The sequence below is a fragment of the Streptomyces sp. NPDC054956 genome (assembly GCF_053609185.1).
In genome coordinates this window covers 1-12,678 of sequence record NZ_JBSGXB010000225.1, presented here as the reverse complement: position 1 = coordinate 12,678, position 12,678 = coordinate 1, and the positions used below count along the sequence as shown (strand labels likewise).

The 12,678-nt window shown below is 74.6% G+C and carries 11 protein-coding genes; 5 read left to right on the top strand and 6 right to left on the bottom strand.

Going from position 1 to position 12,678, the window contains the following annotated elements; translation table 11 throughout:
* Positions 1-119: 119 nt before the first annotated feature.
* On the bottom strand, positions 120-2,102 hold the full coding sequence (locus ACWGDE_RS27855) for a HelD family protein (protein ID WP_453391782.1): 1,983 nt from the start codon (positions 2,100-2,102) through the stop codon (positions 120-122).
* Between the two features lie 503 nt (positions 2,103-2,605).
* Here ACWGDE_RS27855 and ACWGDE_RS27850 point away from each other — a divergent pair.
* Together ACWGDE_RS27850 and ACWGDE_RS27845 are read left to right on the top strand one after the other, a co-directional pair.
* Complete coding sequence (locus ACWGDE_RS27850) at positions 2,606-2,791, top strand: hypothetical protein (RefSeq protein ID WP_453391781.1); 186 nt, start codon at positions 2,606-2,608, stop codon at positions 2,789-2,791.
* Positions 2,792-2,904: 113 nt separating this feature from the next.
* Positions 2,905-3,783, top strand: a complete 879-nt coding sequence (locus ACWGDE_RS27845; protein WP_453391780.1) for a glycosyltransferase family 87 protein — start codon at positions 2,905-2,907, stop codon at positions 3,781-3,783.
* Here ACWGDE_RS27845 and ACWGDE_RS27840 read toward each other — a convergent pair.
* The 3 genes from ACWGDE_RS27840 to ACWGDE_RS27830 all read right to left on the bottom strand — a co-directional run bounded on the left by ACWGDE_RS27840 (position 3,749) and on the right by ACWGDE_RS27830 (position 6,939).
* Complete coding sequence (locus ACWGDE_RS27840) at positions 3,749-5,392, bottom strand: DNA repair helicase XPB (protein ID WP_453391779.1); 1,644 nt, start codon at positions 5,390-5,392, stop codon at positions 3,749-3,751. The genes ACWGDE_RS27845 and ACWGDE_RS27840 overlap by 35 nt on opposite strands.
* 265 nt (positions 5,393-5,657) lie before the next feature.
* Positions 5,658-6,323: an HAD family hydrolase gene (locus ACWGDE_RS27835; protein ID WP_453391778.1), complete on the bottom strand. Its 666-nt coding sequence runs from the start codon at positions 6,321-6,323 to the stop codon at positions 5,658-5,660.
* 7 nt (positions 6,324-6,330) lie between these two features.
* Positions 6,331-6,939 carry a TetR/AcrR family transcriptional regulator gene (locus ACWGDE_RS27830; protein ID WP_453391777.1) on the bottom strand — a complete coding sequence of 203 codons (609 nt, stop codon included), beginning with the start codon at positions 6,937-6,939 and terminating at the stop codon, positions 6,331-6,333.
* Between the two features lie 84 nt (positions 6,940-7,023).
* Between ACWGDE_RS27830 and ACWGDE_RS27825 the strand changes: the two genes are divergently transcribed.
* Both ACWGDE_RS27825 and ACWGDE_RS27820 read left to right on the top strand, forming a co-directional pair.
* Positions 7,024-7,662 (top strand): peroxiredoxin-like family protein, encoded by a 639-nt coding sequence (locus tag ACWGDE_RS27825; RefSeq protein ID WP_453391776.1) that lies wholly within the window; start codon positions 7,024-7,026, stop codon positions 7,660-7,662.
* A gap of 9 nt (positions 7,663-7,671) precedes the next feature.
* The gene (locus tag ACWGDE_RS27820) at positions 7,672-8,142 is read left to right on the top strand and encodes an N-acetyltransferase (RefSeq protein ID WP_453391775.1); all 471 of its coding nucleotides are present in this window, start codon (positions 7,672-7,674) and stop codon (positions 8,140-8,142) included.
* 65 nt (positions 8,143-8,207) lie between these two features.
* On the opposite strand, the gene ACWGDE_RS27815 is transcribed toward ACWGDE_RS27820, so the two are convergent.
* Together ACWGDE_RS27815 and ACWGDE_RS27810 are read right to left on the bottom strand one after the other, a co-directional pair.
* The gene (locus tag ACWGDE_RS27815) at positions 8,208-8,822 is read right to left on the bottom strand and encodes a DUF4291 domain-containing protein (protein WP_453391774.1); all 615 of its coding nucleotides are present in this window, start codon (positions 8,820-8,822) and stop codon (positions 8,208-8,210) included.
* 116 nt (positions 8,823-8,938) lie between these two features.
* The gene (locus ACWGDE_RS27810; protein ID WP_453391773.1) at positions 8,939-11,413 is read right to left on the bottom strand and encodes a helicase C-terminal domain-containing protein; all 2,475 of its coding nucleotides are present in this window, start codon (positions 11,411-11,413) and stop codon (positions 8,939-8,941) included.
* A gap of 86 nt (positions 11,414-11,499) precedes the next feature.
* Here ACWGDE_RS27810 and ACWGDE_RS27805 point away from each other — a divergent pair, with 86 nt between their 5' ends.
* On the top strand, positions 11,500-12,414 hold the full coding sequence (locus tag ACWGDE_RS27805) for a hypothetical protein (RefSeq protein ID WP_453391772.1): 915 nt from the start codon (positions 11,500-11,502) through the stop codon (positions 12,412-12,414).
* Positions 12,415-12,678 lie beyond the last annotated feature (264 nt).

Sequence of the window (12,678 nt, the reverse complement as noted above, 5' to 3'; positions counted from 1 at the left end):
GCTGAAATTTGCCGCGCAGCGGCAAATCCAGCCCCGCCGGCGTTTGAGGCACGGGGTCTGGGGCGGAGCCCCCGGGAACGGTGGAAGGGCGGGTAGGGGACACGCCCCCGCAGGGGCCGCTACGCCAGGGCCGCCGGGAGAGGGGCCGCGTGGAGGAGGGTCAGGCCCGAGACCGCTCGGGTGAGGCAGACGTACAGGCGGCGCAGGCCCGTGCGTTCGTCCGGCTCGCCCGCGACGATCGCCGCGGGCTCGTCCAGGACCACGTAGTCGTACTCCAGACCCTTGGCCAGGGACGCCGGAACGAGGGTGAGGCGGGACTCCGCCGTCGTCTCCTCGCCCGGGGAGAGGTACGGCAGGCCCGCCGCCAGCAGGGCCTCGGCCAGCTCCGGGATCCGCGCGTCCGCAGCGATCAGGCCGATCGAGCCCTCGTACGCGAGGGAGGAGCGGCACGCTTCCACGGCCGCCGCCGTGGACGTGGGGTCGGTGACCGGCCGGATCACCAGCGAGCCCGGCGTCTCACGCACCGAGGACACCGGCGCCAGCCCCGGCGAGATCGACGGGAGCAGGCGGGAGGCGTAGGCGATCACCTCGCGCGGCACGCGGAAACCGGCCGTCAGCTCCTCCAGCACCGCCCCCGGCTTGCCCAGGTGCTCCAGCGCCTCGTCCCAGTCGCGCGTGGCCCACGGGGTCGTGCCCTGCGCGAGGTCGCCGAGGATCGTCGCCGAACCGGTCGTGCAGCGCCGTCCGACCGCCCGGTACTGCATCGGGGACAGGTCCTGCGCCTCGTCGAGGACCACGTGGCCGAGCGAGTGCGTGCGCTCCACCAGGTCCGCCGCCTCGTCGATCAGCACCAGGTCCGCCGGCGACCACTTCGCCGACTTCACGCTCCGGAACGGCTTCTGCCAGAGGAGGAGCTGCTGTTCCGTCTCCGAGAGGACGCCGTCCGCGTGCGTCGCCAGGAACTCCGGGTCCGAGAGCAGGCGCAGCACCAGCTTCGCCGGCTCCACCAGCGGCCACACCGCCTTGACCACGGCCTTCACCGCCGCGTTGCGCGCCACCGCGTCCTGGACGCGGTCGTCAGGGGCCTCGCCCGCCTGCTCCATCCGTACGAGGACCGCGTGCGCGATCCGCTGCGGCAGCGCGTCGCGCGCGGCGCCGTAGCGGATGTCGCGGTTCTGCAGCTCGGCGACGATCTCCGCGAGCTCGTACGCCGGCACCCGCCAGCGCCGCGATCCGCGCACCACCATCAGCGGCTCGGCCGGCTCCGACACGTGCGAGTGGACCGCGCGGCGCAGCACCTCCGCCATCCGGGCGTCGCCCTTGACCACGGCGGTTTCGGCGGCGTCCGCGCCGCGTACCTCCAGGTCCGCGCGGGCGACCAGGTCGTCGACCGTGGCCTGCTTGACCTCCAGCTCGCCGAGGGCCGGCAGGACCTGCTCGATGTAGTGCAGGAAGGAACGGTTCGGCCCGATGACCAGGGTGCCGGTGCGGGCGAGCCGGTCGCGGTGCGCGTAGAGGAGGTAGGCGACGCGGTGCAGGCCGACCGCCGTCTTCCCGGTGCCGGGACCGCCCTGTACGCAGACCGAGCCGGACAGGCCGGAGCGGACGATCTCGTCCTGCTCGGGCTGGATCGTCGCGACGATGTCGCGCATCGGGCCGACGCGCGGGCGCTCGATCTCCTGCTGGAGCAGCTTGCTGACGGTGGCCGCGGCCTCGGCGGGATCGGAGAGGTGCTCGTCCTCGTACGCGGTCAACTCGCCGCCGGTGTAACCGAAGCGGCGGCGCAGCGCGACGTCCTGCGGGTCCGCCTTGGAGGCCCGGTAGAAGGGCTGCGAGACGGGCGCGCGCCAGTCGATCACCATCGGGTCGCCGTCGGCGTCGTGGACGTGGCGGCGGCCGATGTAGAACTGCTCGCCCTCCGCGCCTTCGGCGAGCTCGGCACCGGGTGCGTGCAGGTAGTCGAGGCGGCCGAAGAAGAGGGGCGTGTGCGAGAGGTCGGCGAGGGCCTTGATGCGGTCGTCGATCTGGGCCTGGAGGACGATCGCGTTGACCCAGTTCGCCGTGACGTCGCGGATGTCGAGGGCTTCGACGTCCTCGCGCATCGCGCGAAGGGCGGAGCGGGAGGCGGAGAGGTGGGCGCGCTCGCGGCCCAGGGGGTCGGCGGCGGCGTCGGCTGCGGCTGCGTCCGCCTCGGCTGCGGGTGCGTCCGCCTCGGCGGCGGGATCGGTGACGTGGGCGTGCGCGGGCACGGAATTGCCTCCAGCTGCTGGGTGAGTGCGTGATGCGGGACGGACCCCGCCGGTTTCCGGCCGGCGGGCGGCTCTCCCGGTGACGCGGCGGGAGGCGGCAAGAGCGGAGATTCTAGTCATCGGGCCCGCGGCGCGCGAATGAATATCGCGCCGGGGACGGGCTGGGGTCGAAAGTGGCTGAAATCGGGTCGAAAGACCCTTGGTCGCGCTGCCCCGTACGGGTGTTGTTCGGGGCGGGGTCCTCCTTCGGACAGAGCCCGTAGGGGGAGGCATGGGTCGGGAGTCGTAGACGGGAGGCCCGGAGGTTCAGCCCCGGGGGCGATGTGCCGGGACGGGCGAAAACGCACCATGGATACATGAGCACCGCAACCTTCAACCCGGTCCAGGTCGGCCGCCCGAGCGGCGCCACCGCCATCTCCGACTCCCGCCCGCGCCACGGCGTCGGCAGCGTCCTGCGCGCGGCCAAGGTCTTCGCGGCCGCCGCCGTGAGCGTCGTCGTCCTCGGTGAATACGCCGAGGACGCGGGCGTCATACGCCGCTGACCCACCCCGCCCGGTCCGGCACCCGGCTCGGTCGCCGGCCCTACCGGTCCGGTCCTCCGTCCGGCCTTCGGTCCGTGCCGTTGCACTGCCGTCGGAACCGCTAAGGTCACGCCGTGACCCCGAGTCCCGACACCAGCCGCTTGCCGTCACCTCGCGCCGGTGTGCTGGTCGCGGGCCTGCTGCTCGCGCTGGGCGTGCTCTGCATCGCGCTGCGCGTCCCGACCGCCGATGCCCTCGTCCACGGCTTCTCCGCCGCCGAGTGGCGTCCGCCCGCCGCGTATCCGCCCTTCGCGGCGATCCTGTTCACGCCGGCCGCCTGGCTGCCGGCCGGCGTACTGAAGGCCGTGCTCGTCCTGGGCAATGCCGGCCTGCTCGCCCTGCTGATCCTGTTGTCCTGCCGCCTGGCGGGCCTGCGGACCAGGCCGGGCGCCGTCCTGGCCGCCACCGTCGCCGGACTGTGGCTGGAACCGCTGTTCCAGACCCCGCTGACCGGCCAGATCAACCTGGCGCTCGCCTGCGCGGTCCTGTGGGACCTGCGAAGGCCGAGCGCCGCGCTGGGCAAGGGCTTCGTGCTGGGCACGGCCGCCGGGATCACGCTGACCCCGGCGCTCGTGATCCCGTACCTGCTGCTGACCGGCCGCGTCCGGGCCGGACTGACCGGGCTGGGGGCCTTCGCCGGAACCGGACTGCTCGGCCTGCTGGTCCTCCCGCAGGCCTCCGCCGAGTTCTGGTCCCGGCACCTGCCCGCCGGCGGCCGCTCGATCCTGCTGGACTGGCCCCACCTGTGGGTCTGGGCCGTCCCCCTGCTCGCGGCCCTGCTGGGCGTCGTCCTGCGCCGCCGCCACCACGGACGCGATGTCCCGCACGTTCCGTCGCCGCGCTCCTCCCTCCGGGAGGAGGACCTCCGCGTCGTCGAAGACCCGCGGGACCCGGGGCAGGAGCCGCCCGCGCGCGACGTCAGTCGCTCGCCAGCAGCTCGTCCGCGTCCATGATCCGGTAGGCGTAGCCCTGTTCGGCCAGGAAGCGCTGGCGGTGCGCGGCGAAGTCCTGGTCGATGGTGTCGCGCGCGACGACCGAGTAGAAGCGCGCCTCGTGGCCGTCCGCCTTCGGACGCAGCACGCGGCCCAGCCGCTGTGCCTCCTCCTGGCGGGAGCCGAAGGTGCCGGACACCTGGATGGCGACCGTGGCCTCGGGCAGGTCGATGGAGAAGTTCGCGACCTTAGAGACGACCAGCACGCTGATCTCGCCCTCGCGGAACGCGTTGAAGAGCTTCTCGCGCTGCGCGTTGGAGGTCTCGCCCTTGATGACGGGGGCGTCGAGGTGCTCGCCGAGCTCGTCGAGCTGGTCGATGTACTGCCCGATGACCAGCGTCTGCTCGCCCGCGTGCTTGCGCACCAGCGCCTCGGTGACCTTCCGCTTGGTGGCGGTGGTCGCGCAGAAGCGGTACTTCTCCTCCGTCTCGGCGGTCGCGTACGCGAGCCGCTCCGACTCCGTGAGGTTCACGCGGACCTCGACGCAGTCCGCCGGCGCGATGTAGCCCTGCGCCTCGATCTCCTTCCACGGGGCGTCGAACCGCTTCGGGCCGATGAGGGAGAAGACGTCGGACTCGCGGCCGTCCTCGCGGACCAGCGTCGCCGTCAGGCCGAGGCGGCGGCGGGCCTGGAGGTCGGCGGTGAACTTGAAGACCGGCGCCGGCAGCAGGTGCACCTCGTCGTAGAGGATCAGGCCCCAGTCGCGGGAGTCGAAGAGCTCCAGGTGCGGGTAGACGCCCTTCCGCTTCGTCGTCAGGACCTGGTACGTGGCGATCGTGACGGGCCGGATCTCCTTGCGCGTGCCGGAGTACTCGCCGATCTCCTCCTCCGTCAGCGAGGTCCGCTTGATCAGCTCGTGCTTCCACTGGCGGGCGGAGACGGTGTTCGTGACGAGGATCAGCGTCGTCGCCTTGGCCTTCGCCATCGCACCCGCGCCGACCAGCGTCTTGCCGGCGCCGCAGGGCAGCACGACCACGCCGGAGCCGCCGTGCCAGAAGCCCTCGACGGCCTGCTGCTGGTAGGGGCGCAGCGCCCAGCCGTTCTCGTCGAGCTCGATCGGGTGCGCTTCGCCGTCCACGTACCCGGCGAGGTCCTCGGCCGGCCAGCCCAGCTTGAGCAGGGTCTGCTTGATCTGCCCGCGCTCGGAGGGGTGCACGGCGACGGTGTCGGCGTCGAGCCGCGCGCCGACCAGCGGGGTGATCCGCTTCGAGCGCAGGATCTCCTCCAGCACCGGCCGGTCGGTGCTGGTCAGGACCAGCCCGTGGACGGGGTGCTTGGAGAGGGTGAGGCGGCCGTAGCGGGCCATGGTCTCGGCGACGTCGACGAGCAGCGCGTGCGGGACGGGGTAGCGGGAGAACTCCACGAGCGCGTCCACGACCTGCTCGGCGTCGTGGCCGGCGGCCCGCGCGTTCCACAGGCCGAGCGGGGTGATCCGGTACGTGTGGATGTGCTCGGGAGCGCGCTCCAGCTCGGCGAACGGCGCGATGGCGCGGCGCGCGGCTCCGGAGAGCTCGTGGTCGATCTCCAGGAGGAGCGTCTTGTCGCTTTGGACGATGAGGGGCCCGTTCACGCACGTCCCTTTCGGCGTGGGAGGGACCGCCCGGACGCGGGCGGCCAAACCTCCAGTCTGCCGTATCGCTCCGCTGGGTGGGGGGTTCTGGGGGGTACGGGGCTTCGGGGCGGGCCCCGGGGCCCCTTCGGCCCCGGCGGGCCCGGCGGGCCCGGGTGTGGTCGGGTGCGGCGCCGTTGCACGGGGGCCAGCCCCCGGACCCCCGCGCCTCAAACGCCGGCGGGGCTGGATTCGTGCCGGCGGGGCTGGATTTGTGCCGGCGGGGTCAGGAGCGGGTGGTTGCGAAGGCGAGGATTTCGGGGGTGGCCTCGCGGAGGGTGGGGAAGTGGCGGTGGGCTTCGGGCGGTGGGGTCGGGCTGTTGACGGACCAGACCGTCATGCCGGCCCCGAGGCCCGACCGGATGCCCGAGGGGGCGTCCTCGATGACCAGGCAGTCCTGCGGTGCCGCGCCGAGGAGGGCCGCGCCCCGCAGGTAGGGGACGGGGGAGGGCTTGCCCTCCGCGACGGAGGCGGCGTCGACCAGGACCTCGGGGACCGGCAGGCCGGTGCGGTCGAAGCGGCCGCGCACGCGGTGTCCGTAGTTCGAGGTGACCAGGCCCCAGCTGCCCGGGGGCAGGGCGGTCAGCAGCTCGGCCGCGCCGTCGAAGGCTCCGTAGACCCCGGTGCGGACGTCCTCGTCCTCCAGCTCGTGCAGTGCTGCCAGGCAGGCGTGCGGGTCCCGGTCCGGGGCGACGGCCGCGAAGGTCTCCATCGGGCGGGTCCGCAGCGCCACCTCGTACACGGCGTCCGGGTCCAGGCCGTACCGGCCGGCCCAGGTCGCCCAGACCCGGCGCTGATTGGCGACGGCGTCGATGAGGGTGCCGTCGACGTCGAGGAGGACGAAGCCGTGGGCGGACCGGCCGGCGGGTGCGGAAGTGGCTGCGCTGATCACCCGCGGATCATGCCATCCCCCTCAGGAGCAGGGTCAGGCCCCCTTGGAACTCGCGCTCCGGGGTCACCGAGCGGGCGTCGCGCGCGGTCGCGGACATGTACGGGAACTCGTCCGCGGGCAGTTCGGAGATGGCGGTGGTGCCGGGCCCCGCGAGCGGGCCGAGGTGTTCGAGCTGCGTGGCGCCGATGACGTACGCGATGACCGCGCGCAGGGCGACAACCCGGTCCTCGGCCTCGATGCCGGCCTCGGTGAGCACCCCGAGCACCGTCTCCGACCAGCGGAGCCCGCTCCGCGAGAGGTGCCGGTGGGTGAGGGTGAGCGGCAGGACGGCCGGGTGGGCGCACATGGCGTCCCGCAGCCGGGTGGCCAGCAGCGTGACCCGGCCGGGCCAGGGTCCGGGGGGCGGCGGGGCGGTGTCGACGCCGCTGAGGACGAGTTCGACGACGAGCGCCTCGAGTTCCTCGCGGGCGCGGACGTAGCGGTACAGGGCCATGGGGCTGATGCCGAGCTCGTCGGCGACGGCGCGCATGGACAGGCCGGGGAGCCCGTCGCGGTCGATGACGGCGAGGGCGGCGGCGGCCAGTTGGTCCGGGGTGTGTGAGCGGGGGCGCGGCATGACGGTTGACAGCGTACGCCATACGCCTACGCTGGAGGGGTAGGCGTACGGCTTACGCCTACGTCCGTCGAGGAAGGGTTTCCCATGCTCGAACCCGGTTCCGTCGTGCCCGCCCGCCGCCTTGAGACCGTCACGGCCGTCACGGCCGTCACGGGCGTCACGGCCGCCACCACCGCCATGGCCGTCGCGGGACGGAGCGCATCAGTGCCCGTGCCCGACCCCGAGCGGCTCGTCCACCTGCAGTTCCGGCGGTTCGCCGGCTGTCCCGTCTGCCATCTCCACCTCCGCTCGGTCGTCCGGCGCCACGCGGAGATCGAGGCGGCCGGCATCCGCGAGGTCGTGCTCTTCCACTCCTCCGCCGAGGAACTGCGCCCGCACACCGCGGACTTCCCCTTCGCCGTCGTCGCCGACCCGGAGCAGCGGCTCTACCGGGATTTCGGCGTCGAGTCCTCCCCGCGGTCCCTGCTGGATCCGCGGGCCTGGGGGCCGGTGCTGCGGGGGATCGCCCGGTCGGCGGTGGCCGTGGCGCGGGGCCGGGAGCGGCTTCCGCAACCGCGGCCCCGGGGCGGGCGGTTCGGGCTGCCCGCGGACCTCCTGATCGGTCCCGACGGGCGGGTCCTGGCCGCCAAGTACGGGGACCACGTCTACGACCAGTGGCCGGTCGACGAGCTGCTCCGGCTGGCGGGCCGATATCCGGTGGGCGCCGGGGGAACGGTTTCGTAGGGTCGCCGCATGAGCAGAGATCAGCAGACATTCGTACCGGAGGCGGACCTCTTCGAGGTGCCCGTCGCGTTCGAGGGGGACGGGTTCCGGCTGGAGCCCCTGGGGCCCGAGCACAACGAGCGGGACCTCGCCGCCTGGAGCGGGAGCGTCGCGCACGTGCGGGCCACTCCCGGGTTCCTCGGGAACTGGCCGCCGCAGGAGGGGATGAGCGCGGAGGCGAACCTCGCCGATCTGGTGCGCCACGCCGAGGACTTCGCCGCGCGGCGGGGGTTCACGTACAGCGTCCTGGAGGGGGAGGACGACGTCGTCGGATGCCTCTACATCTACCCCTCGAAAGCCGACCCGCGGCGGGTGCACATCTCCTCCTGGGTGCGCGCCGACCGGGCCGCGCTGGACAGGACCGTGTACGAGGCCGTCACGCGCTGGCTCGCCGAGGTCTGGCCGTTCGAGGCGGAGCGGATCGACTACGCGGCCAGGTGAGAGCGGCCCCGGCCGGGCCGGCCGTTGGCGGGCGGAGGTGCGCGGGGTCGTGTCCGGGCCGCGCGTTACGCGCCCAGGTGCTCCAGAGGCCCTGCCGGATACGGGGTCTCCACCGGGAGCAGGGCGCGCGCCGCCTCCGTGTCGCCGGCCCGGAGCAGGCCGTGGATCTCCCGGGCCAGCGCGGTCACGTCACGGATGGAGACGGTCCACTCGTCGGCGTAGGCCCGCGTGGCCGCCCCGGACAGGCCGAGTTGGAGGGAGCGGTACGGCAGCGGGTTCAGGTGCAGGTCGCGCTCCGGGTCCCACTGGACGCGGGCGTCGGAGGCGCGCAGCGCCTCCTTCCAGGCCGCCTGGTCGCCGTGCACGGCCGGGGAGTGATGGGAGAGGCAGGCTCCCCGCAGGGCCCGGTCGAAGCCGGCGCGGGTGATCTCGACGGCCAGGACGGTCTCCTGGTCGGCCTTGGTGGCCCAGCCGCAGCGGTACATCATCCACAGGAACGACGGCTTGACCCACGTCATCCGCTCCCGGCTCCAGGCGGGCGGGAAACGGCCGTCCCGGGCGGCGGGGAGCCCCAGCCGGGGGCTGTACGCCTGGTACACGGTGAGGGTGTCGGCGGTGTGGGCGGCACGGATCTGACGGCGGGGAACTCCGGCCGCGGCCGTGGTCGGGATGTCGGGCATGGCCCCAGGGTGCGGGGCCGGACACCCGCCGGGCCAGCGGTTTTCCCCGGCAGGGGCGGTGGAGGACACCGTGGGACCGGCGCGGGCCCGGCAGGATCTCGGCAGGGATCAGCGCCCTAGACCTGGTCCTCCGCCAGTTCCGCGACGCCCGTGATCCGGTGCAGCGCGTACGTCCGCACCTCGTCCGCCGTGTGGTCGTACCCGGTGACGAAGCCGCCCTCCACCCGCACCGGGGCGATCACGCGCTGGCTCGCCGCCCCGTCGGCGTTGACGTAGCCGATCCACACCGCCGACCCGGTCAGCGCGGCCGCCTGCACCGTCGCCAGGGTCTCCGCCGCGCTGGTGCGCGGGAGTTCGCCCGGGACGCCGGTGGAGGGGGCGGGCTCCTTGCGGACCGCCGTCGCCGCCACGTCGCCCGCGCGGATGGCCCGTACGGCCGCCCCCAGCAGCGTCTCGTCCGGCACCGGAGGCCCGTCGGGGACCGGGACGGGCGCCGAGCGGGCCGGAGTGCGGTGCGCGTCGGCGCGGGAGACGAGGACGTCGCCGGTACGGGACTCCGCCGCCGGGGCGTAGCCCATGGCCCGCAACCCGTCGAGCAGCGCGTTCGGTTCGGCTTGCGCGGCCAGCACCGTGGGCGCCAGCCGGCGCAGGCCCAGGCCCGACGAGCGCTTGTCGGCCAGGATCTCGTTCAGCATGCCGTCGTCGTCGCAGCGCACGTACGAGGAGGCCGCGCCGACCCGCAGGTGCCCGTGGCGCCGGGCCACGTCGTCGATGAGGTACGACAGCGGCTGCGGCACCGGGGTGCGGCTGTGCTCGGTGAGGAAGGCCTGCAGGTCGACGGCGGTGTGGCCGGCGTCCAGGGCGCGCCGCACCGACCCGGGCGTGAACCGGTACACCGTGGCCCCGCCCTTGGACTCCACGTCGGCCAGGACCGCCAGGACCTCGGCGAGCGGCCGGCGCAGCGGCCCCGGGGCCACCGCCGTCAGGTCGGCCTGGAGCAGTACGTGGTCCACCGGCTCGGGCAGCAGCGGCGCGAGCAGCGGTGCGGGATCGCGGCCCTCCAGCAGGGCGCGGCCGTGCGCGGCGAGCGCGCCCCGGCCGGTGACGCCGAGGACCTCCGACTCGGTCAGCGTCCAGTGCGCGAGGCGGGCGCGCAGCTCGCTCGTACCGCGTACCGGGCGCTCCCAGGCGAGGCGGGCCAGGAGCGCGGCCGGGTCGGCGGAGCAGCCCTCGGGCAGGTCGGCGAGCAGGTGCAGGACGCGGCGGCGCACCTCGGGGGCGGCCGACCGGTCCAGGTCCGCGCCGAGCGCCGACAGGGTGCGGCCCTTCGCGTCCTGTTCGCCGACCAGGCCGGCGGTGCGGGTGGCGGCCAGCCAGGCCGTCGCCAGCACCGACCAGCGCTCGGCGGGCGGGAGTTCGCACCAGTCGTCGAAGGCGGGGGTCGGGGCGTACCGCTCGTCGGCCTCGCCGTCGCTGGCCAGCAGGCCCGCCGCGTAGGCGAGTTCGATCCAGAACGCGGCCGAGGTCTCGTCGGTGTCGAGCGAGGCCGCGGCCCGCTTCAGGTCCCGTACGGACAGCCCGCCCGCCCGGAGCACGGGCGGACCGGTGTACTCCCAGGACTTCACCAGTTCTTCCACGGTCGCCAGCGCGGCCAGCGCCTGGCCGGCCGCGTTCGCGTCCACAAGCTGTGGACGGTGCTCGCGGTGCGCGGGCACGGCCGGAGGCAGCGGCTCCGTCACCCGGTGCGCGAGCCCGCCGCGCAGGTGCAGCGCCACCTCGCGCGGCAGCAGTACCGTCCGCGCCGTCGCCGGCAGCAGCAGACCGCGGTCGCGCAGCCAGCGCACCGGGGGCGTCGGGTTCGGGGTCACCTCCCCGTACGGCGGCCCCCAGACGAGCCGTCCGAGCACCTGGTGGGCCTCCGCCGGAGCCTCGTCCAGCAGCGCCGACATCCGTACGGGGTCCGTGAACAGGGCCGTCAGCGCGGTCACCGCGGAGACCGGGTCGTGCGTCGCGGGCAGCCCGACGGCGGAGACGATCTCCTGGATCCGGGTCGGCGACATGCCGGCGGTGGCCTCGGCGACGGTCGGGCCGAGCCCGGTGGGGGAGGGCCGGGACGCGGAGGGCGCGAGCAGCTCGCGGGCGGTGCGCACCAGGCGCAGCCGCTGGTCGTCGCCCCATACGAGGGCCTGCTCGCGCAGGGTCGCCAGCGCCCGGGGGAGCTCGGCGCGGGCCCCGTTGTCCGTGCCGGACGTGGTCCCGGTGTCACCGCTGAGCAGCGACTCCAGCACCTCGTACGGGCAGGGTTCCGGGCCCACGGCGAGGGCCTCGGCGCTCTGCAGGGCGAACCGGTCGAGGCGGTCCAGCGCGCGCACCACCGAGGCCCGGGTCCCGGCGCGCGTCGCCAGCTGCGTCACGTCACCGGGGACCGGGTTGATGAGGTCGGGACGGGCGTGCAGCAGGGCGGCGAGTCCGGCGTCGTCGCGGGCGCGCAGCGCTTCGGCGAGGGAGCGCGGAGCGCTTCCCGCGGTGCTCGGGTCAGGCACGGTCGTCGCCTCCTGGTCGCGTCGGCCGGTCAGTCGGCCGGTCCCCATCCGGTCAACGGTATCCGCTGTGCCCTCGGCAGCTCCACGGGCGCACGCGCTACCTTCGCAACAGGCTGTCTGGGAGGAGCCGGGGCGTGGGCATCGAGAGCGACCATCTGGTCTACGAATATCTGAGCCGGGTCGGGGACTTGGCGCAGCGTCGGCACCTGTCGTCCGGGGACCGGATGCGGCTGGTGTCGGGGCTGCGGGACGAAATCGACAGGCGGCGGGCGAAGTACGAACCCGAGACGGCGGCGGCGGTACGGCGCATCCTGGAGCGGATCGGCACGCCGGAGGAGGTCGTGGACACCCTGTCGGCGCCGGGCGCGCCGCAGCCGGCCGCCGATCCGGCTCCCGTGGTGCCGGCGCAGCGCGGGGCCGCGCCGCCGCACCTGGCCGGGATGGACGAACTCGGCAAGGGCGAGGCGATGGAGCCCGACTGGTGGCGGGTCGCGCCGGATTCGTCGGTCGAGGGCTTCGCGGGCGGGATCGAGATCCCGGAGCTGCTCAAGGAGCCGGAGAAGGAGGGCGCGGCCGCGGGGGAGGAGCAGGCGGACCCGGCGGCGGAGCGGCCGACGCTCCTGGGGTACCTGCGGGAGCGGCGGCGGGCGAAGGCGGAGGCGAAGGCCGAGGCGGCGGGCGGGGGTGCTCAGGCGGAGCCGAGGCCGAAGCCGCACGCGTTCCTGCTGCTCGCGGCGGTGGCGCTGGTCGCGGGCGCGGTCTCCGGCTACTGGCTGCTGCTGGCCGCGGGCTGGCTGCTCGCGTACGCCTCGCGCGTGCTGGGGCCCACCGAGCGCAAGTGGGTCGTCTTCGGGCTGCCGGGTGCCGTGTTCGCCTCGGCGGTGGTGTGGCTGTGGGGCCGCCTGAACGGGCGGTGGGGGTCCCCGCTGACGGACGAGGGGCTGAGCGGGGTCTTCCACGACATGCTCCCGTGGCTCGCGCGCGCGGCCGCGATCGCCTCGGCGCTGTACCTCTTCTGGCGCTCCCGCCGCCGCCCGGCCTCCTCTTGACGCGGCTCTCGCGGCGCTCCCCCTTTTGACGCGGCTCTCGCACCGCTCAGCGCCGGCGCGCTTCCCGGGCTTCGGGCCGCTGCGCCGAACTCCGGCCGGCGGGGGCTGGCCGGGGCCGCCGCCACCGCCGTCCCGGCCGACGGGCCGGTGGGCGGGTGCGGCTGGTGTGCCCTGCGGGGCAAGTCCCCTCCCCGCCCTTCGCCCGTTCCCCGGGCTCCGCCCGGACCCGAAAGGATCGCCTCAAACGCCGGCGGGGCTATTGAC

What these genes read in the sequence shown, in the direction of transcription:
- ACWGDE_RS27810 (WP_453391773.1), bottom strand. Translation starts at nt 11,413, where the DNA reads ATGGGGACCGGCCGACTGACCGGCCGACGCGACCAGGAGGCGACGACC.
- ACWGDE_RS27855 (WP_453391782.1), bottom strand. Translation starts at nt 2,102, where the DNA reads ATGCGCGAGGACGTCGAAGCCCTCGACATCCGCGACGTCACGGCGAAC.
- ACWGDE_RS27850 (WP_453391781.1), top strand. Translation starts at nt 2,606, where the DNA reads ATGAGCACCGCAACCTTCAACCCGGTCCAGGTCGGCCGCCCGAGCGGC.
- ACWGDE_RS27830 (WP_453391777.1), bottom strand. Translation starts at nt 6,939, where the DNA reads ATGCCGCGCCCCCGCTCACACACCCCGGACCAACTGGCCGCCGCCGCC.
- ACWGDE_RS27815 (WP_453391774.1), bottom strand. Translation starts at nt 8,822, where the DNA reads ATGCCCGACATCCCGACCACGGCCGCGGCCGGAGTTCCCCGCCGTCAG.
- ACWGDE_RS27820 (WP_453391775.1), top strand. Translation starts at nt 7,672, where the DNA reads ATGAGCAGAGATCAGCAGACATTCGTACCGGAGGCGGACCTCTTCGAG.
- ACWGDE_RS27825 (WP_453391776.1), top strand. Translation starts at nt 7,024, where the DNA reads ATGCTCGAACCCGGTTCCGTCGTGCCCGCCCGCCGCCTTGAGACCGTC.